17 protein-coding genes and 2 pseudogenes are annotated in these 20,459 nt (G+C 52.4%); 10 read left to right on the forward strand and 9 right to left on the reverse strand.

Annotated elements, in window-relative coordinates:
* Together AD948_RS02565 and AD948_RS17520 are read left to right on the forward strand one after the other, a co-directional pair.
* On the forward strand, nt 1–328 hold a 328-nt coding region (locus tag AD948_RS02565; protein WP_156478897.1), incomplete at its 5' end, for a transposase.
* A gap of 173 nt (nt 329–501) precedes the next feature.
* Nucleotides 502–777, forward strand: a pseudogene (locus AD948_RS17520) (IS5/IS1182 family transposase); the annotation flags it as partial.
* Here the strand turns inward: AD948_RS17520 and AD948_RS02570 are convergent.
* Nucleotides 770–1,267: pseudogene (locus tag AD948_RS02570) on the reverse strand (transposase); the annotation flags it as partial. The pseudogenes AD948_RS17520 and AD948_RS02570 sit on opposite strands and share 8 nt — an antisense overlap.
* A 331-nt stretch (nt 1,268–1,598) precedes the next feature.
* Here AD948_RS02570 and AD948_RS02575 point away from each other — a divergent pair.
* The 4 genes from AD948_RS02575 (at nt 1,599) to AD948_RS02590 (ending at nt 6,077) form a co-directional block, all read left to right on the forward strand.
* Complete coding sequence (locus AD948_RS02575; protein ID WP_061470508.1) at nt 1,599–2,282, forward strand: Fe2+-dependent dioxygenase; 684 nt, start codon at nt 1,599–1,601, stop codon at nt 2,280–2,282.
* A gap of 144 nt (nt 2,283–2,426) precedes the next feature.
* The gene (locus AD948_RS02580) at nt 2,427–4,718 is read left to right on the forward strand and encodes a TonB-dependent receptor (protein ID WP_061470509.1); all 2,292 of its coding nucleotides are present in this window, start codon (nt 2,427–2,429) and stop codon (nt 4,716–4,718) included.
* Nucleotides 4,718–5,428, forward strand: a complete 711-nt coding sequence (locus AD948_RS02585) for a tetratricopeptide repeat protein (RefSeq protein ID WP_061470510.1) — start codon at nt 4,718–4,720, stop codon at nt 5,426–5,428. Before AD948_RS02580 ends, AD948_RS02585 begins: the two co-directional genes overlap by 1 nt.
* 226 nt (nt 5,429–5,654) lie before the next feature.
* Nucleotides 5,655–6,077 (forward strand): DUF4405 domain-containing protein, encoded by a 423-nt coding sequence (locus AD948_RS02590; protein WP_156478898.1) that lies wholly within the window; start codon nt 5,655–5,657, stop codon nt 6,075–6,077.
* 248 nt (nt 6,078–6,325) lie between these two features.
* Here AD948_RS02590 and AD948_RS02595 read toward each other — a convergent pair whose 3' ends face one another.
* Nucleotides 6,326–8,647, reverse strand: a complete 2,322-nt coding sequence (locus tag AD948_RS02595; protein WP_006559022.1) for a TonB-dependent receptor — start codon at nt 8,645–8,647, stop codon at nt 6,326–6,328.
* A 238-nt stretch (nt 8,648–8,885) separates the two neighbouring features.
* On the opposite strand from AD948_RS02595, the gene AD948_RS02600 reads away from it, so the two are divergent.
* Nucleotides 8,886–9,722 carry a phytanoyl-CoA dioxygenase family protein gene (locus AD948_RS02600; protein WP_061470512.1) on the forward strand — a complete coding sequence of 279 codons (837 nt, stop codon included), beginning with the start codon at nt 8,886–8,888 and terminating at the stop codon, nt 9,720–9,722.
* 262 nt (nt 9,723–9,984) lie between these two features.
* Here AD948_RS02600 and AD948_RS02605 read toward each other — a convergent pair whose 3' ends face one another.
* From AD948_RS02605 to AD948_RS02635, 7 genes are all read right to left on the reverse strand, one after another.
* Nucleotides 9,985–10,731 carry a class II aldolase/adducin family protein gene (locus AD948_RS02605; RefSeq protein ID WP_061470513.1) on the reverse strand — a complete coding sequence of 249 codons (747 nt, stop codon included), beginning with the start codon at nt 10,729–10,731 and terminating at the stop codon, nt 9,985–9,987.
* Between the two features lie 39 nt (nt 10,732–10,770).
* A complete protein-coding gene (locus tag AD948_RS02610) occupies nt 10,771–11,835 on the reverse strand; it encodes an isopenicillin N synthase family dioxygenase (protein WP_061470514.1) in 1,065 nt (354 codons plus the stop codon).
* A gap of 14 nt (nt 11,836–11,849) precedes the next feature.
* Entirely contained in the window at nt 11,850–12,701 is an 852-nt protein-coding gene (locus tag AD948_RS02615) for a sugar phosphate isomerase/epimerase family protein (RefSeq protein ID WP_061470515.1), read from the reverse strand.
* Complete coding sequence (locus tag AD948_RS18010) at nt 12,691–12,909, reverse strand: hypothetical protein (RefSeq protein ID WP_156478899.1); 219 nt, start codon at nt 12,907–12,909, stop codon at nt 12,691–12,693. Before AD948_RS18010 ends, AD948_RS02615 begins: the two co-directional genes overlap by 11 nt.
* Before the next feature lie 134 nt (nt 12,910–13,043).
* Nucleotides 13,044–13,769 carry an amino acid ABC transporter ATP-binding protein gene (locus AD948_RS02625; RefSeq protein WP_035378861.1) on the reverse strand — a complete coding sequence of 242 codons (726 nt, stop codon included), beginning with the start codon at nt 13,767–13,769 and terminating at the stop codon, nt 13,044–13,046.
* Between the two features lie 64 nt (nt 13,770–13,833).
* Entirely contained in the window at nt 13,834–15,339 is a 1,506-nt protein-coding gene (locus AD948_RS02630) for an ABC transporter substrate-binding protein/permease (RefSeq protein WP_248845896.1), read from the reverse strand.
* A 206-nt stretch (nt 15,340–15,545) separates the two neighbouring features.
* A complete protein-coding gene (locus AD948_RS02635; protein WP_058988274.1) occupies nt 15,546–16,526 on the reverse strand; it encodes a LysR family transcriptional regulator in 981 nt (326 codons plus the stop codon).
* A gap of 427 nt (nt 16,527–16,953) precedes the next feature.
* Between AD948_RS02635 and AD948_RS02640 the strand changes: the two genes are divergently transcribed.
* From AD948_RS02640 to AD948_RS02650, 3 genes are all read left to right on the forward strand, one after another.
* Complete coding sequence (locus AD948_RS02640) at nt 16,954–17,826, forward strand: dimethylarginine dimethylaminohydrolase family protein (RefSeq protein ID WP_058988275.1); 873 nt, start codon at nt 16,954–16,956, stop codon at nt 17,824–17,826.
* Between the two features lie 144 nt (nt 17,827–17,970).
* Nucleotides 17,971–18,912 (forward strand): 2-hydroxyacid dehydrogenase, encoded by a 942-nt coding sequence (locus AD948_RS02645; RefSeq protein ID WP_061470517.1) that lies wholly within the window; start codon nt 17,971–17,973, stop codon nt 18,910–18,912.
* 85 nt (nt 18,913–18,997) lie between these two features.
* Entirely contained in the window at nt 18,998–20,248 is a 1,251-nt protein-coding gene (locus tag AD948_RS02650) for a M20 family metallo-hydrolase (RefSeq protein WP_061470518.1), read from the forward strand.
* Nucleotides 20,249–20,459 lie beyond the last annotated feature (211 nt).

Consider the following 20,459-nt stretch of genomic DNA (forward strand, 5'->3'; position numbering starts at 1 on the left):
GAACAATACCAGTTCCGAGGTCTGGGCAGACAGTGCCTATCGATCCAGGCGCAACGAGAAATGGCTGTCGGACCAGATGCTCACGTCCCGTATTCATCGGCGCAACCCCATGGGCAAGCCGATGTCAAAGGTAACCGCGCGGGCCAATGCCGCCAAATCCTCGATCCGTGCGCATGTTGAGCATGTCTTCGCGCATCAGAAAAACCGGTTCAACCTGTTCATCCGCACCATCGGCCTCGCCCGCGCTGAGGCGAAACTGACCCTTTGCAACCTGGCCTACAACTTCAATCGGCTGATCTTCCACGAGCGTCTAGAAACCGCAGGCTGACTCTGTCTGAAAGTCGGCAAAACCGGCGAAATCAACGACGGGTATCGTGGAAATCGGTCCGAATGATACCCTTGGTGTGCCCCGCAACCTCGACGTCATCAAGCCAGCCCGCTTCGCCAGAAATTACCCGGTTTTTGCGGGTCTCCAGCTGAGGGCAGTTTGGGGGGGGCAGCGATGGAGGCTATGCTGGTGAAAAACTGCACACGGCCCTTGCGCAACTGGGCCAATGGATCATCGAAATCGTCAGGTGTTCTGACAGGGCAAGGGGTTTTACTGTCCCGCTAAAACGCTAGATCGTAGAATGTAGCTTTGTCTAGTTTTGTCGTTGGCGTCACCTCAGTAGGGATGTCGAGGCGACAGTTTCATCTTCACATGCCTGGCTGATCATCGCCCATATCCGCAGAGTTGTGCGGAAAATCGCTCAGGTCCCTTTTTGCATCAGGCTCTAAGAGTCGCCTTCTCCCTGTGGGTATTGCGCTGCTTTGGAGGCGCCACCAGAGTTGCGTTCAGGATCTGACCTGATATCGGCAGATAACCGGCGTTCCGCACGCTCGCCTCACAGCGATTGAACAGTATGTCAATCACATCCGCCAGTGTCAGACGCTTACGAAGCAGCCAGACCGTTTTGGCATTGAGCACACGATCGGACAGCTCAAGGCCAAGGAAACGCATGAAGGACAGTCGATCATTGACCAGATACTCCCTCCGTTCATCGGACAGGTTGTTCAGCGTCTGGAGCTCTAGGATTTTGAACATCAGAACTGCATCACAGGGCGGACGGGCAGCTTTTAGTTCCATTTGTATAGGGCAGGGTCTTGTTCAGATTAGGTCGGAACGTCACAAAATCTAATGTCTGGGAAAATACTTCTCGTAGTTAATTGCTAAGACGACCCAGCGAGACAGACATTCTTCAATATTAAAGAAACCCGATTGTTTCATTCCATCTTTTTCAATCAAGGGTGAGAGAAGGAAGCACAAAGAACTATTAAAAACGAAAGGTTTTTTAGAATCCTCTAGTTCATCTGCTACTGTTCGCTTTGCTCATTGGCCAATTTGGCAAGGCGGTTGAGAGAGGCGTAAATCGCTGTGAAAGCGGCGGAACCTTTTAGGCAGACCATCCAACGCTCCCCGATTAGGTGCACGTCATTCACTCGGTCGACAGGGAGATAAAAAGAGTGCTTTTAACGCCTATGGTGTCGAGCTGAAAAATATGCAACTAAGACTTGTTCGCATATCACGGTTGTCTCTCGTTTTTCAAGTGAGTAAAAGAATGCTGATCCACATACCGCGTGTATTGACATCAGATGAAGTCCTTTATTGTTTGCGCCAGCTTGGTGCGAGCCAATGGGTTGATGGTAAGGTTACAGCGGGTGATCAGTCAGCCAAAGCTAAGACAAATCTTCAGATCGCTCAGGATTCAGAGGTCGGGCGGAAGCTTGGGACACTGGTCCTGAATGCTCTGGCAAGAAACGAGCTGTTTACCAGCGCAGCATTGCCGTTACGTGTATTTCCTCCGTTGTTTAACAGGTACGACGCGGGAATGGAATTTGAATACCACGTTGATAATAGTATCCGTCCCGACCCCGAAACAGGGTTCCGTATCCGTACTGATGTTTCTTCCACTTTGTTTTTGAGTGGACCTGATGAGTATGACGGTGGAGAACTTGTCATCCAGGACACCTACGGCACTCATTCTGTTAAGTTCCCAGCAGGTGATCTCGTTCTTTATCCGTCAACAAGCCTGCATAAAGTCAATCGTGTCACCCGAGGGAGTCGGTGGGCTTCATTTTTCTGGACCCAATCCATGGTGAAGGATGACGGTTGCAGGACGCTTCTTTATGAACTGGATCAGTCAATTAGATCTGTGCGGCAGCTTATACCAGACACGACCCCGGCTATCCTTGGCTTGACTTCCTCTTACCATAATCTGGTGCGTAAATGGGCTGAGCTGTGACGGAAAGGCAACAGTCTTCCGACTTTTTTCGATGCAAAGAATGATCCCTAGTTGCGAACGAGAGTCAATAACATCATAAGGGGGCGGCTAAACAAATTGTGCTGCGTATCAGTGTTGGATGATTGCATCCTTCAGGAGATCATAATGAAACGGTGTGACCGTGCTCTTTCCCCTAAAGTTCGTCTTGGTGCGGCAGTTGCCATAGGTCTTTCGGCAGGCCTGAGTTGGACAGATAAAGAAGCAGAGGCTCAGGAGACAAAAACCGAGCCGGCAGCAACTGACACTAACATCAAACTTCCTGCCGTTCGGGTAAAAGGTGAGACCAAGGGGCCGGCTGAAATTCCCAATACAAATGCGACAGTACTTGATATTGGGCGCATGCCGACTTCAGTGCGTGATACCCCGCAGGTTATCAATGTTGTTCCGCAGGAAATCATCAAGCAACAGCGGCTTTATACGTTGGATCAGGCACTTGCAAACGTGCCAGGTATTACTCTTTCCACAGGGGAAGGGAGAGGTGGTCTGAATGGGGACCAGTTCCGCATCCGTGGTCAGCAGGCCCGCGGCGATATTTACACCGATGGACTAAAAGACTTCGGCACATATACGCGTGATATTTTTGATATTGAAAATGTTGAAGTCATCAAGGGGCCTGCGGGTGAGTATTTTGGCGCAGCCAACCTAGGTGGACTTATCAATGAGTCCCTTAAAAAAGCCCATGAGGGAACATCTTATAATTACGATCAGGCTTTTGGCAGCGCCAGCATGTATCGTGGTCAAGGGGATGTAAATTACCAGTTTAATAAAGATGTCGCTCTGCGCATTAACGGTATGTACAACCGGGCAGGGGTGGCGGACAGAGATTACGTCTATTCAAACCGTTACGGCGCATCTGCCGATCTTGGGGTGGGGTTACGTAGTAATACGTCCTGGCATCTGAATTGGCGGTGGCTGCATACTGACAGTATGCCAGATTATGGTGTCGGTATGATCAAAATGGCGAATGGTACATACCGCCCCATGACCAGTGAAGGCCTTGCGCGGAATACAACATACGCTCGGAGCGAAGATAGGGACAATTCGGATATTCATAGCCTGACGTCCTCTCTGAAATCCAAAATTTCATCCTGGTTCACGCTTAGTAACAATACCCGCTTGACCAAATACGAACGTAATTATGCAGCGACGACACCTGCCGCATGTAGTACGGCGGCCTGTGTGAGCCAATTTATGGCAGGAGGAAATCCCGCCTTAAGCTATGGTGCCGGAGGCGGTGCTGCTTACCTTTCAAAAGGGTGGGGCGCAGAAAATGTTCTTATGGGGGCGGCACGCTTTACGACATGGAACATGAAGCATGATTTGAAATTTGGTGTTGATGTCAACTACCAAGATGAAAATCGTTACGTTGGGACATGGTATGGGCGGGTCAATAACCAGACGATCCGTAATGCCTCTCACTCTGCTAACGGTGCCTATCTTCGTTTCCCTAAAGCGAATATGGCCAACTCTGATCAACGTGATGTCGGCCTGTTTCTTTCAGACCATATCCAGTTGACAAAAGAACTGGCGCTGTTTGGATCTGTTCGTTGGGATGCGTTCCAATCAACATTCGCGGGCTACCAGTTGTCCGCAACGCCTGTGCCTCGTCAGAAACAGAATGCTGACCGGTGGAGTCCATCCGGAAGCATTATGTATACACCTTTGAAAAACTCGTCTTTCTACTTTACGTTCTCCAGATCTTACAAGCCTATCGGGACAGATGTTTCCTCTCAGGTTACCATTCTTCCTAGTGATACGCCGCAAAATGGTGCGGACTTTAAACCGCAGCGGAGCGATCTGTTCGAATTTGGGAACAAGACCGATTTTCTGCATAAGCGTCTGGGTTTAGGAGTTGCGTTCTTTCAGATCAATCAAAACAACTCCTACTATTATGATGAAAACGGTGACGTTGTAACAGGTTTTAGTGACTCTGGCGTTGGGCTGCGCACACGCGGTGTGGAGCTGAACTTGACCGGGAAAATTACGAAAAACTGGGACATTTATGGTGCATATTCCTGGATGGACGGAAAAATCAGGAACAATGCGACCTATCGTGGAAAGGAAGCCCCCGGCGTTTCACACAACAATTTCTCGGTGTGGACATCCTATGATCTGACTGATCACCTTTTCCGACCTGAAACAGGTCACCTGAAGATTGCAGGCGGTGCGCAATATGCTTCTGGCTATTGGGCAAATGGAGATTTCAGTAACACGGCCCGTATTCCTTACCAGTTCTCACTGAACGGTATGATCTCATGGGAGGCACAGCATTATCGTATTTCGTTTAATGCGAATAATATTACGAACCATCTGAATTATGCGTCCTCCTTCAGCACCAGTCGTGCGGTGCCGGGGCCTGGTCGCTCCTTCATTGGGAACGTAGGTTTAACCTTCTGATGGAAACAAATGATCTGGTGAGGGATACGTCCCTCGCCAGAAAACAGCCGGATAATGTTGAGGTTCAGTTGCTGATAGGGCAAATGTATCTCAACAAAGGTGCATTTACAGAAGCTTTTGATATGTTTGTGGTGGCGGCGCAAAGCGGCCAACCGCAGGCCCTGAACATGCTTGGTCGCGCTTATGAGCAAGGGTGGGGTGTTACGCGAAGCGTGGGCCACGCCATCAAATATTTTGAGTCTGCCGCAGACCAGGGGGACGGTTGGGCCTGTTTCAATCTTGGGGATCTGTACCTTGCTGGGGATGGCGTAGAGGCTAACCCGCAACTGGCCTTCAGGTATTATGTTCAGGCAGCACGCAGCGGTGTCAACAAGGCTCTTAATATGTTGGGAACACTTTGCGAGAGCGGATTGGCTACAGGGCAGCCTGATAAAGAAAAAGCTCGTCTTTACTTTCAGGCTGGTGCGGAGGCCGAGGATTGCTGGGCGGCGTTCAACATAGGGCGTATCTGTCTGGAAGAAAAGAACGACAAAAAAGCCTTATACTGGTTTGAACGTTCCTTATCTTACGGTTTTCCTGCTTACTGGCAGATGCTTGAGGTTTTTCTCTCTAAAACAAGGTCACCGCTTTTTCTAAAAATTTCTGCTAAAGCGCGAGAGCTTATTGGAGGAACATCCGGACGTGGGAAGCAGTCCGTTTTGCCAGGATAGGATCAACTCCATATTTCACTTTTAACCCTGTTATCAAAGGTTGTTCACAATGCCCCCCGAAGTTTCTGCAACAGCGACACCTGCGGCCTCGACGTCTCGTTCACGGGGACCGTTCGCAAAATTCATGAACAAGTATGGTACCCCGTTTACAACCATTTTCTTTTTAATCTCGACAGTGACGGGTGTAGCATTATTTTTTCATTGGGGCCCGGGCGCATTTCATCCAATGCATGAATGGCTCAGCATGGTTCTGTTGCTGGCTTTTGCATTACACCTGCTTAAAAACTGGACGCCTTTGGTGAATTATGGCCGTCGTGGCTTGTTGTATATCCCTGTGCTCATAGGCGTTCTGTCCTGTGCCTATTTTTTTCTGCAGCCCACGGGAAAATCAGCCGGAGGAAAGCAGGTTGCTTTTCGGCTTGCTGCAATGGCAACCAAAGCGCCGATCGGGCAACTGGCGCCTCTTTTTGGTACTGATGCGGAAGGTGCTCTTGGCCGACTGCGCGCTCATCAGTTTGTGGTCACGACAGATGATGAGACTGTTGATCAGGTGGCGCAGGCAAGCAATCGTATGCCTAATGATGTCCTGATGGCACTCATGCCGGGAAAACCCGAAAATTCTGAGCACGGACGCCATAGGAAGGGGTAAGTTGTTATTTCTCTTTGCATCAAGAATGAACAAAGAGTTTTTTCTGAGTATTTTGGGGTCATGTGATGCAAGGGGAGATTTTGCGCTCCTCCTTGCTATGTCACATCTTTTGTCACTCCGCTTGATGGGCGGATTAGCACGTTATGTAGAGCTGACGAGCGATATGCTCGTGGAGTGGGCTTAATTCTGGCAGGCACGGGGCCTGCCATTATCGTCCCCCGGTAATCTCTAACTGATTTTCCAAAAAACTAGAAATTGTAGGTCAGATCTCCACCAATCCATCGGGGTGTCTGTCTGTATTCCACACGAGAATTGTCGTTGCTGGAGAATGAATAGGTATTACCATGCTTGTTCAGCAGGTTATCCACCCAGACGGAGGCTTCCCATTTGCTGTTGGCGGGACGGAGAGCTAGCCGCATGCCCATGGAACTGATTTTATCGGTAATGCCATTAGGGTCTGCCAGGCCGTCAATCTGATTATCTTTCCATGTGTAGCTGACCTGATACGCCATGGTGTAGTTTTTAGACAGGTTCCATTGGTACCGTGCCACTGCGTCCCACGAAAAACGGGGGGAGAACGGTAAAACCGTGTTGTTGGAAATGGGGGCAATCAGGCTCATACCGCGGACGGACGACGGGGCCTTGAGAATGATGCCATCCATGTAGGAAAAACCAGCGTTAAAATCGAGACCCTTGATAGGAGTGACCCACCGTGCCTGTAATTCCCCCCCACGAGAACGGGCACGCGGAATGTTGCCGAGTGTTCCCGCAACACCAGTCAGCGTGTTGGCGACCACCAATGTCTGTCTGTTATGGTATTCATAATCAAACAATGCACCTTGCAGAGTGAGGGTGCGATTGAAGAGTGCTGCTTTGGCGCCGACCTCGTAAGCGACCAGATTTTCAGGCCGTACATAAGAGAGGGCCTGCTGGCTACCCACTGCGGCGGAGTAATAGGTGCCGGGTTTATAGCCGTTGGAAATGGTGGCATAAAGGAGCACATCGGGTGTCACCTGATACTCCGCCCCCACTTTTCCGGTAAAGCGATTGTTGTAGCGCGTCTGGCTGATATGGGTCAGGTTGGCCATGGGCACACCGCTCACCGCTCCATCATTATCAACCGTGCCGCCAAAATAGGACCGTTGATCCATGGAGTAGCGACCGCCAAAAATGAGGCGGAACTTGTTGGTTACTTTTACAACGTTGTTGGTGTAAACACCAAAGGAAACGTTCTGCTGCCGATAGTCAGATGTGAAATTGGCGCTTGGCAGTTCATACAGGTCTTTTTCCATATGTTTATAAAGACCATCGATATGATCGAATGATTCGAACAATCCGACAGTCCAGCGCACGGGAGAAGCGGTTCTGGACGTTAAGTGGATGTCCTGAGACTGCACAAAATAATTGTCTCGGAAGTAATAATCTGACCGCTCCAGCCGTGATCCGTCAAAGTTATCATAGATACGGCGGGAATAGGCATCCACGGCTGAGGTTGCTACCAGCGTGGCAAAACTGAAGTCATGCCGCAGGGTTAGCGCTGCGCCGCCCCCATTCTCTCTGCGGCTTACGGGAAAATCTCCCACGTTTACGCGGGTTGCATCACGGTTGGAACCAGAAACGCCATTGGTGCCCACAGGCAAACCCATCAGGCTATCTGTTGTTGTATTCTGCGGAGAGTTTGGTGTGCCGTAATTGCGGGTGTAATGAATGTTCAGCAGAAGGGATGTTTTGTCATCCAGCTCAAACTTTGTCATGTTGCGCAAAGCAAGGAGATCGCTCGCGCCATAGCGGTTTCCGTTATGCAGATCTTTCTGCCAGCCATCCCCATTGCGATAGGAAAAGGCAAAACGATCTGTAATGCGGTCTGTCAGCGCCCCATTGATGGCCCCTTTGGCGGTGTTGGTCGCATAACTGCTGTAACCCCATGTCAGATAACCACCAAATTGGTCTGTGGGTTTCACAGATTCATAATTTATGGCACCGCCGGTTGCGCTTCGACCGTAGTCAAACCCTTGCGGTCCTTTCATGACATCTACATGCTGGATATCGAGCATTTGCCCGGAGTAGAAAACAGGAAAGGGCGAGTAAATGCCATCAAAATACATTCCAATGCCGCTCATGTTCGAGGCATTGAAATCATCGAGCCCTACGCCGCGGATACTGAAAATGGGGACACTGCCGGATGTGGCCTCGACCGCACTGAGCCCAGGCACGAAGCCTGCAATATCCTTGGGGTTGTTAAGGTTGAGGGCCCGAATTTCCGCGCCTCCTATGGAGGTAACGGCTCCGGCAGTATGCAGGGCAGCGTTTCTGTGACTGGTGCGGACTTCCAGATCTTCTACTGCGCCTTCAATGGAACGCGGCCGGGGTGCAGGTTTGCGTTTTGTGACGGGTACCTGTTTTTTTACGCCTCCCACCTTACCCGTAACGGCTGGTGCAGACTGCGCATTTGCATGAGAAGAGAGATTTATATGCCCCCATTCTGCCCCGGCAAAAACGGCGCAACAGAGGAGAAGCTGCTTTCGGCGTAGCCCGGTTCTTCCGGAAGGCTGACAACGACCAGACATCATGATCTGTGGTTTCCTTATCCTCAAATCTGTGTTGAAGAACCAGCAAGATCTGGCAGGCGGTGTGGCCAGTCTGCATTTTCTTCCGGAAGAGTAACAGAATTTATCTGGAGAAGGAGCGCTTTTCAGGCGTTTCAGTTATCAAACAGAAAAAGTTCACTTTTCGAAATGATTAACAGAGGAAGATGGCTTTTTCTGGCATGATATCAGTCACAGAGCCGCAAGAAGGACGTGATTCGTGATGTCTCCCTTTATTACCTCTCCATTCATATCTGAAGCGCAATTCACTCAGTTTCAACAGGATGGAGCGCTTTGCCTGCGTAACGTGATACCGGCTGAAACACTACAATCACTTACAGAGGCATTGCCACAAGCCATTGCCGCCGCTGGTCCGCATCATTTCAAGTTTGGGAACCCGGAAGAAAAAGGTGGTTTTTTCGGAGATGTTCTGGTGTGGCAGCGTGTTCCTGCTTTTCGTGATTTTGTTTGGACCGGTCCGTTATCACATGTTGCGGGTGCCTTGATGCATTCTCGTACTGTCACGTTTTATCATGATTTTCTGCTGATCAAGGAAGGTGGCACCTCTAAACGGACGCCATGGCATCAGGACCAATCTTACTGGTGTGTTGATGGTTCTCAGGCGCTTACGGTATGGATGCCGTTGGACGAGATTCCGCTTGAAACGTCTTTGGAATTTGTGCGTGGATCACATCTTTGGAACACACTTTATGAAGCCGTGCCCTTTGACAGCGCCAGTCGCTTCAATGGTAGTCGCGATAACCGTCCTGCAGTTCCGGATATCGATGCTGCACGGGCAGATCATGAGATTCTGAAATGGGCCTTGAAACCCGGTGACTGCCTTGTGTTCCACTGCCGTATGCTGCACGCTGCACCGGGCAATATCAATCCCAATCGATCGCGCCGTGTGCTGTCCACTTGCTGGGCCGGCGATGATGCGCGTTACATGGAAATCAAAAGCGATCTTGCGCCGCCTGTCAAAGGTGACAATCTGGTGGCAGGAGGGTCGCTTACCTGTGCCACTTTCCCACAGATCCTTCCGGCACCCACTGCGGCTTGAGGTTTTGTGTTGTTACCCCGCCGTGGCGGGGTAATGCCTGATCTTTTTCCGATATTTTTGCGTATGGAAAAAAGTTGTAGCAGGCACTTTTATGGCTGCGATAAGGGAGTGAAGGGCAAGCTTGTTCCCGTGGATCAGCAGATCAGGAAGGCAGATGCTGGGGAGGTATAGCCCCCGGCATTCATGCAGGAACAGGCAGATGGGCGCAGTCGTATAACGGCTGGCCCTTGTGCGTGTTCCGGTATCTGTTTCTAAGCCTGAGTTAGTCTTTGTAGTCAGGTTGTTCTCTGTCCAGTTTGCGGCGGAGTGCCTGCCAGATAAGCTGGCCCTGATCAAGGTCATCATCAAACTGCTTTTTGGTACGAACAATTTTTTCTTCGGATGGGATATGTAATGGCACCCCTGTTGCCTGTGCCGCAATCTGGATACGGCATGCCTGCTCCATATAGTACATCCGGTAAAAGGCCTGCGCTACGGTTGCACCCACAGTGAGCAGGCCGTGATTTTGCAGGATGAGCCCACAATGGTTGCCAAGATCGCGCACCAGGCGTTCACGCTCGCTCAGGTTGTCATCCGCAGCAATGCCTTCATAACCATGAAAGCCTACAGCACCATAAAATTCGATATTCATCTGGTTCAGGGGAAGAATTTTCTGATCCTGCGCGGCAACAACCATGCCTGCTACAGTATGGCTATGCATGACGCATGCAGCATCAGGCCTGCTGCGATGAATGGCGGAGTGAATGACAAACCCGGCAGGGTTGACCGGCCAGGATGTTTCCTGTCGGGGCTGACCATCAGCATCCACAATCACCAGAGAACTGGCGGTGATTTCTTCAAAAAGCAGCCCGTAAGGGTTGACCAGATAGCGATGGCTTTCACCGGGCAACCGTACGGATAGATGCGTGTAAACCAGATCGGTCATGTTGAAGAGCGCCATAAGACGGTAGGCGGCAGCCAGTTCTTCACGCAGAGCCTGTTCTGTGGGGGCAGCAGAGGCAAGAGACATTAAAATACGTCCTGTTTTTCTAAGACACGCACCATTTTTTCAGGCGGTAGGTTCAGATTTGGCCCGTTTGAAATGGCCAAAGGTGGCGGTTTTGCGTGCGCCTTCAGGCAGGGTAAGTTTGCCTTCCTGCACGCGGCGCACCAGATACTGATAGGTTTGCAAAGCCTGCGCCCACATATGCTCGCCAATGGTAATGGTTTCGTAATCCTCCTTCCCTGTGGCAAAGGCGGGAAGAGGGCGAATTTGGGTATGATAATCACAGGCATAGAACAAAGGGAAGGAATACCGTTCTTCCTTGACGCTCCGTACGCGGTGCGCTGTTGCCACAAAGGCCCCGGCTGTCATGACTTCCAGCATATCTCCGATATTCACCACAAAAGCGCCGGGAATGGGCGGGGCGTCAATCCAGTCTCCGTGCCCGTTCATCACTTCCAGCCCCGGCTGGTCAGCCAGCAGAATGGTGAAGCACTCGTAATCTGTATGAGCCCCGATGCCGGGGGCGTCCTGGGCTTCGGCGTCATAAGGGTAGTGGATCATACGCAGTTTTGACGGTGGGAAATTTGCGTGGTCGTCAAAGTAGTGTTCGGGCAGGCCAAGGGCCAGAGCAAAGCCCCTGAACAGTGTCCGCCCGAGTGCAAATACCGCTTTGTAGTAAGCCTGCGCCGCTTCCTTGAAGCCGGGAACTGAGGGCCAGTTGTTCGGGCCCAGAAGCGGTGTACCCGCCTTGACCAATGGGTTATCTGCCGGAACTTCAAAGCCGATATCAAAGGCTTCCTTGTGGTCTGGCCGCCCGGAGCCGTAAACTTCTTCCCCTTCAGGCACAAAGCCTTTGTGGGTGGCGGATGTGCCAATGTAATAATCCATTTTGCGCTCAAAGGGCAGGGCGAAGAAGTTTTTCGCGGCCTCGCGCACGCCTTTGATCAGATCATCGGGCACTTGATGACCAGAGATATAGAGGAAGCCGACATTTCGGGCGGCTTGCCCGAGTTCTTCTGCTACGGCCTGACGGTCTTGCGGGTTTTCACTATACAGGCCCGCAATATTGACAACCGGGATGGACGTGAAGGTTTCAGTCTGTTCTGCCTGAGGGGTGTTTGATGTCATGTCGGGATCTCCGGTTAGGGGCAGAGGGTCATGAACTGTTTGAAATGAGCCTGTTCTGTTTGGCCCATCCACACATTCAGGCTCCACAAATCGGCAATGGGGGCGTTGGTGAAAGGCAGAGTGTGCAGGTAGCCATCAGGCCCGCATTCTGGTGTCAGGGTGGTAACGGCGTACCCACGTTTCTTTTGTGCCAGCCAGATCTGTTCCCAGATGTGCTGGTGGAAGCGCAGGGCTGGTTCATATTCCGGGGCAGCGGGATGCGGTACCTGCGGCCCCTGATCATAGCCGACACGTGCCTGAACGTGATGAACGCGGCTCAGAAAAGCTGAGAAATCATCAAGCGGGTCGTCCAGAAGCCGTTCACAACTGACAATCCAGTGGCTGATATCGGCCGTAAACAGGATATCGTCTGCAAGTTGGGGTAGCACATCCATTGTGATCCATGGGGTAGCCAGAATACGGGAGCGATGTGTTTCAAAACTGCAGAGCAGCCCCATTTCCTGACCGATGGCATGGGCCCGGTTTATGAACTCGGCCTGCTGGGGGGCGGACCAACGGTCATTTCCTCCCAGCACGTTGATGAAGCGCGGTTTCATGCACAGCGCGCGTTCAAGAGCGGATTGAAGATCAGCCAGATGATCTTCAATGGTGGCCGCTTGCTGTGGGATCACACCCCCACCTGTCATGGCGATGGCAATATAGGGGATGCCTTCTCCAGCCAGCACATCCGCGTTTTGGCGCGCATCTTCCATTGAAGCGGGAATACGGGCTTCAATGCCAGTAAAGCCTGCCTTCGTCATATCCTTTATTGCGGCACCCCAGGGACGGAAATCTCCCCATAATGTTTTGAAAACATCAAGACGCATGGGATGATCCTGAAAGGGGGCTCCATTCCGGTAGTGTCAGAACTGGAGCGTGTTGGCGATCAGTAACTTTAGGGGAAGTCCGTTCCCGGTAGGCACGGTGCCTGTGGAGGGAGGATGTCTGGCTGCTTTGGGGTGTTGGCAGACAGAAATCCGCGGCGGGATGTGCCAACCCGTTTTTCACGAAAAGGCGCACAGAACAGGCGGTCATGATATCCCCTGTAAGCGGGAGCAGGCGAACCTGCCCGGGCAAAGACTTCATTTCCAGTTAATAATGAAGTGGACGAGTTTTCGTTTGAAATGTTGCAAACCTTACTTTTGGCAGGGCTTGGGTTTGGATGTGGCTCAGTAGCGAATCATCTGGTTCAGGAAGTTCTGGGCTCGTTCCGTCTGCGGCGTTGTGAAAAACTCTTCCGGGGGCGTGATTTCCAGAATGCGGCCACGGTCCATGAAAATGATCTTATCAGCAATATGGCGGCTGAAAGCCATCTCATGTGTCACACACAGGGTGGTGATACCCTGTTCTGCCAAAGTGTTCATGATGCTGACCACGCCGGTAATGGCTTCCGGATCAAGGGCAGCGGTCGGTTCATCAAACAGCATCACCTCAGGCTGCATGCAAAGGGCGCGGGCAATGGCCACACGTTGCTGCTGACCGCCTGAAAGCTGAATGGGGTATTTGTTAGCCTGTTCCGGTATGCCCACCTGTTGCAGAAAGTGGAGGGCCATATCCTTCGCTTCCTTGCGGGAGAGGGACCGCACAAGCTGAGGGGCAAGGGTGCAGTTGTCTACTACACTCAGATGAGGGAACAGATTGTAGTTCTGGAACACCATGCCGACCATGCACCGAAGCTGGGTGAGGTTGGTCTTGTCATCAATCAGGGTGCCATCAATCAGAATACTGCCGCTGTCATGGGGTTCAATTCTGTTGAAGGTGCGGATCAGGGTGGATTTGCCCGAACCTGATGGCCCAAGCACAACAATCTTTTCCCCACGCTGGACATCAAAATTCAGCCGGTCGAGCGCGACAAAGTCCCCATAGAGTTTGCTCATGTTTCGTACGGAAATCATGGCGTCATCCGAGAGAGTGCCAACAGCGTCTGGAGTAACGGGGGCTGCGCCGGATAGATCGGGTTCAGGATGCATTGGCGGAAGCTTTCTTGCGGTCAGCCCAGGAGAAGCGACGTTCTACCCGTTTCTGCAGGAACAGGAAAAAGAACACCATGGCCAGATAATAGACGAGAGCCGCAGCGTAATATTCCGTAAATTCGAACGTGCGCGCCACTTGCACCTGCGTAATGGCCAGAAGTTCCTGCAGGGAAATTACGGAAGCCAGAGATGTGGTTTTCAAGAGACTGATGAAGTCATTGATGGTGGGGGGGAGTGCTATGCGAAGCGCCTGAGGGAAGATCACGTAGCGGTAGACTTGCCGTCGGCTCATGCCCAGTGCATCCGCCGCCAGTTCCTGGCCACCATCCACCGCGCTCAGGGCTGACCGGTTGATTTCTACCTGATAGGCGGATTCATTGATGGAAAGGGCAACCAGAGTTGCCAGAAAGGGCGTAAACCATTGTTCCCGAAAGATGGGAAAGAACTGGGGCAGCGCGTTCCAGATGAATAGAAGCTGCAAGAGTGTGGGGGCTCCCCTGAAGACCGAGACGTAGGTTTTCAGAACGGCTTTGAGCAGGGAGTTGCCGCGTCCATTGAGGGTAATGGCCATGGGGATGGAAATCACAATGGCAATGGCGTGGGATAAGAGCGCCACAGCAAGAGTGATAAACGCGCCCCGCAGGAAGGCCATGGAGGTTAGCGCAGAGAAAAAAGCCCCCCAGTTGAAGGCTGGTGCGCTGTTATCTTGTGTAAGCGCCTGTTCAGTCTGGGATGAGATAGACCATTTCTGGCGATAGGCGGTAAGGGTACCATCCTGCTCAAGGGTGGAAATGGCATTTTGGACCAGTGTGCGGTCCTGTGCGTTCTTGCGCAGGTAGATGGCGAAGTGTCTGTAGTCCGAATAGTCGGGTTTCAGAATAATACGGACCTTGCCATGCAGTTGCTTCTGCCGGAAATAAAGCTCCACATCCTGGCTGACAAAGGCAAACACACGGCCAATCAGCACCTGCTGTACAACCTGATCTTCAGTGGGGTATTGCTGGATGATAATGGGCAGCTTGCCTGCGGCGGTCAGGGCCTCGTTTTCCCGGTTGATGCGGGATGCGTAACTGGTGCCAGACTGCACGGCTATGGTTTTGCCGGATAGATCGGCCATGCTGTTGATGGGCGCGGTATTGGCGCGTGCCACAACCGTGAGTGCCGTGTCCTGATAGGCAACAGCATCAAAATTCTTTTCCCGGTCCGGCAACTGGATAATGCCGCTGATCACCATGCCGCAGCGTTGTGCGCCAAGGCTGGGGAACAGGCCCGTAAAATCCATGGGGATGATGGAGAGTGTGGCGTGCCATCGTTCAGCCAGCGCGCGGGCGACATCAATGTCCATTCCTTCCGGCTTGCTGGCGTCCGACCCTTTCACAAAGGTCATGGGAGGCAGGGTGGGGTTGGTGCAGACGGTCAGGGTGCCATTTTGCGCGAAAGAGGGAACGTCCGTTTGAGCAGTCTGGGCGTGAACCACGCTTGGTCCGGCCATGAGAAGCCCGAATGCAAGCAGGCAAGCGGTTCTGATGTGGTGCAACGGTTTCCGTAAACGGAAGCGTCCGACACCAGAGAAGTGCTGCCGCAAAAAGCTGTTTCCGGCAGCGGCAAGCGTTCCCACGGATACCCGCGAGGCTGGTGTGGGGGCGATAAAAGGTGGCTCAGGATGTGAAGACCCAGAAAGCCATGGCGATGAGGGCATCAGTAGGATTCTTCCAGAAGGGCGCGGAATGTTTCAACCATCAATCCCGTTTCGGGAGAGGTGCGTGCCAGAAAATGAAAACAGGTGAGCAGTTGCAGGTTGTGAAACGCAATGCGTCGCAGCAATCCGCGGTCAACCAGTGGTTTGGCGAAAGCCTCAGGCAGAAAACCAATAAAATTACCGGACAGGATCAGGAGGGCTCGGGCATCCACATTTTCCGCTGCGGCGTGAAAGGAGAAATGGGAGCGGAGTTCGTTCCATTGTGGAGACGTGGCTGCTTCTGCCACCGCAATCATGCGCTGGGCGGTCAGGGTTTCCAGCGAGATGCTCTCTTCCGGCACAGCAAATAACGGGTGGCGCGCGCCGCAATAGAGATTGAGGGCTTCTGCCACCAGAGGGGTGCCTTTTACGTCCGGCATATCCTGCGGGTAGAGGGCGATGCCAGCCGTGGCTTGACCATTCATGACGGCGACTTCCACTTCGCGCGTGGAGGCGGAATGGACAGTCATGAAGACGTTGGGATGTTGGGAGGTAAACGTCTCTATGGCTCGCACCAGTGGGGTTTCCCCATGCGCCTGGATGTTGTCTGGCACATAAAGGCGGAAAATGCCGGATAACACGCCACTGATCTGGTTGATTCGCTGCTGGAAGCGCTGAATATCCAGCAACAGGCTCTTGGTGGCTTCCAGCAGGGCGCGGCCTTCGCCTGTCAGCGCAAACCCACTGCGGCCACGCAGGCAGAGTTTGAGGCCTAGCCGGGTTTCAAGGGCTGAAATATCCAGACTGATGGAGGACTTGCTTTTACCCAGGGCGATCTCCGCCGCAGAAAACCCGCCCTGTTCGGCTACGGTGTGAAACACCCGTAGCAGCCGCAGATCCACCTCTGAAACCTGCCCCTGAAAGCCGCTGCTGCGTCTATGTTTGGGGGAGCGGAACGCTGAAGATGTTTTTGCTGGCGGGGGAGAGGCTGATCGTATCATGTGGATCTGGCGTGTCCTCTGTCAGATGTAACATGCTGGAGAGATAACAACAGGATGTGAAGCAAGGTTCCGGTGCCGGGAGTGGAGGTAAGCTTTCCTGTTGTTTTGTGAACAAGGGGACAGTCTGTTCTCCTGTACTTTTCAGCGTGGCCGTGAAGACTGAGCCTGCGGCTTCCGAAAAAAAGATGCAAGAGGGTAATGACCATCTTCCATGCTGGTGGATGCGGTGAGAGAGCGGGTTTAAGGGGAGGGGTTTTACAGTTTGAACGGGCAAGCAAAGATGTTTTCATAAACAGCAGGGTGCTGTTCAGAAGGCCCGGCATGATGATTAACAAATTGATAAAGTGAACTACGGTTTATTCTTATTTTGGAACCGTTTTAAATTGGGTAGGGTCAAGAGAAATTCAGCAATCTAAGGATTTCAGGAATGAAAGCGAACCGGTGGTTTATTGATAGCGAGACCGGTGATCTGGCTGATGTGCTCCTCTGCCCGCCTGAGTATTATCAGTGGATTCCCAGCAACGATATTGCCATTCAGACCATGGCGCACGGTGGGGCGATTGACCGCACTGCCCTGAACACCCAATTTGCCGAACTGGTTTCTACCCTGCAGGGAGCGGATGTTTCCTGCCATTTCCTGAAGCCGCAGGAGGGGATGCCATATCAGGTCTATACGCGTGATAGCTCACAGACCACGCCGTTTGGCACGGTTGTTACGCGTCTTTCCCGTCCTGAACGTGTTGGAGAGGAAACGGAAATCCGGTCTTTCTATGGATCGGATGAGATCTGGAAGACCTGCACAAAGGGAAACATTGAAGGCGGCGACATTCATATCATCCGTCCGGGGCTGCTGGCCGTAGGGGTAAGTGGCGGACGGACTGATGAAGCCGGAGCAGCCGAATTTATCAGCTGGTTTGAAGAAGCGGGCTGGACCTGCCGGATGATCCGCTTTCCCGAGCATTTCCTGCATCTTGATGTGATTTTCACGATGGTAGCCGAAAATCTGGCTATTGCCGCTGTTGACTGCATTGCTGACGAGGATCTGGACTGGTTCCGGGCGCAGGGGATTCGTCTTCTGCCGGTGTCCTATAAAGAAGCGATGCGTGACATGGGGTGTAATGTGCTGGCCCTGGGGCGCGATCGGGTTGTAAGCCCGCATCATTCAACGCGCATTAATCAGATGTTGCGGGCTGAAGGGCTTACAGTGCTTGATCCGGAACTCAACCAGTTTTCTCGGGGCGGAGGGAGTGTGCATTGCATGACCATGCCGTTGCGTAGAAAATCGCTTCAGTCAAGCTGAGTCAAAACTGCCTTTGACCAGATGTCTCGGTTTATCACCGGGCAGGGGCTGAGAAGAACCCAGTAGCCAAGCCCTGTGTCTTGCACGGCAAGAGGCGGGGTTTGCTATGTTGGGACAGAGATAAGGGCAGCAGGGGAGTAAACCATGGTCAGGCTGATTGTCAGTGCCGATGGCGCAGACAAATTTGAGAGCTGGAAAAAAGCGTTCTCTGAAGTGTCGCCAGATCTTGATGTCTGCTCATGGTATGAGCCTTCCGTGCAGCCATCTGCGGCCGATTATGTGTTGGTCTGGACGCCTGAAGAAGATCATTTTGAACATTTTTCCTCGGTAAAGGGCATTTTATGTACCGGGGCAGGGGTTGATCACCTGCTACGTGCCCCGCAGTTCCCGCGTCATGTTCCCTTGGTGCGCATGGGAGGAGAGCAAACGGCTGGCCTGATGGCAGATTACGTAACGTGGGCTGCCATCGGTTTGATACGTGATGCCCGGACATGGGCCCTTCAGCAGGCTGAGCGCGTATGGTCATATAATGGTGTTGCGCGAACAAGTGGCGAAACCCGGATAGGCGTCATGGGGCTTGGACATTTGGGGAGCCATGTGGCGGCTCATCTGGCGCGGATAGGGTTTCAGGTTTCGGGCTGGCGTCGTTCAGGGGGTAGTGTCGCTGGTGTGGAGGTGTATTCCGGAAAAGAGGCGTTGGCAGATTTTCTGAAAACAGCCGATATTCTGGTTAATCTTCTGCCAAGCACACCTGAAACGCGTGGGTTGGTAACCTATCCTTTTCTGAGTGCGCTTCCGCGCGGTGCTGGTTTTATTAACGTAGGCCGTGGAGACCATGTGGTTCAGGCTGATCTGGTGCGTGCGCTGGATGATGGGCTGATCAGCGGCGCTATGTTGGATGTGGTGACACCCGAACCTCTGCCTGCGGAATCTTGGCTGTGGGCGCACCCACGTATTACGCTGACACCCCATGTTGCCTCAGAAGCCTCCAGAATCATGCAGGCACGTTACGTTGCTGAGACTATTGCTCAGATGGAGCGTGGTGAACGCCCGGCTTTGCTGTGTGATCCTGATAAGGGATACTGAAAATCCAGCCTTTTCACGAGTTGGAATAAAAAATTCCTGATGATGGGCCATCAGAAGAAATCACTGAAAAAGCGGAGGGAAGCACATGGTTGCTCAAAGTAATATTGTGGTGGACGGATCTGCTTTGTGGTTGGATTTGATGGAAACGGCAAAGTTTGGTGGTACACCTAAGGGAGGAATCTGTCGTCTCGCTTTGTCTGAGGAAGATGCGAGGGTAAGAGAGTGGTTTACCCGCACCTGCGAGGCTCTGGGGTGTGTTGTTGGCTACGATTCCATGGGAAACCAGTTTGCACGGAGGGCTGGTGAGGAGGATGGTCTTGCCCCCATCATGATTGGCAGCCATCTGGATACCCAACCTACCGGCGGAAAATTTGATGGTATTCTGGGTGTAATGGGCGGCATTGCCGTATTACGTGCGCTGCGAGATGCCGGATTGACCACACGGCACCCTATAGAAATAGTTAACTGGACCAACGAGGAAGGCGCGCGCTTTACGCCCCCTATGTTGGCATCTGGTGTGTTTGGCGGAGTATTTACACAGGAATTTGCTCAAAGCCGGACGGATCGTGCCGGCGTGAAGTTGGGCGAAGCGCTGGATAAAATAGGCTATAGTGGAGAAGAAACCTGCGGTGCGCACCCGGCGGCAGCGTATTTTGAACTGCATATTGAACAAGGACCTGTTCTGGAAGCAGAGAAACGGACGATTGGCGTTGTGCAGGGCGTACAAGGAATGCGCTGGTACAGCGTGACCGTAAAAGGGCATGATGCTCATGCTGGTACAACACCCATGACCATGCGGTCTGACGCCCTGTGGGCCGCTGCCCGCATGATTGATGAGGTGCATCAGGTTGCGATGGATCACGCTCCTGATGGACTGGGTACCGTGGGTATTATCGAGTGTTTGCCATCCAGTAGTAATGTGGTGGCGGGGGAAGTCTCTTTTACTGTTGATTTACGCCATCCTTCCGACGATGTTCTTGAAAAAATGGAAAGAGAGTTCCGTCAACGTATGGAACGTCTGGCTTCACTGTGCGGTGTGGAAATGGAGATTACTCCGACCTGGGTTTCTGCCGCTGTTCATTTTGATCCGCTTTGCGTGGAATGCGTGCGGGACAGTGCGCACGCGCTTGGCTATTCCATGCGGGATATTGTATCCGGGGCAGGGCATGATGCCGTGTACGTGGCAAAGGTAGCCCCTACCGCCATGATCTTTGTGCCGTGTTGGAAAGGCATCAGCCATAACGAGGCAGAAAGTGCGGAACCCGAGGATGCCAAAGCTGGCGCCAATGTCTTGCTTCATGCTGTTCTGGCCGCTGACGCTCGACTGGATGCCTGAGGACGGCATATGCTCCTTGAGCGGAGTTGAGAGTATTCAAAAGGGTTTGAAAAGCCTGCCAGGTCCATCTGGCAGGCTTTTTTAGGCTGGAGCTATTGGATTTTCGTTTTGATACTCTGGCATCAAGGCCTTAAATCTGTTTTTTCTGCTGAGACAATCCTTGCTCAGACACTAGGGCTAATCGACATTCAAGCGCTCCAGATCATGACTG

Origin of the sequence: Acetobacter senegalensis (assembly GCF_001580995.1) — a bacterium.
In the GTDB taxonomy this organism is placed as follows: domain Bacteria; phylum Pseudomonadota; class Alphaproteobacteria; order Acetobacterales; family Acetobacteraceae; genus Acetobacter; species Acetobacter senegalensis.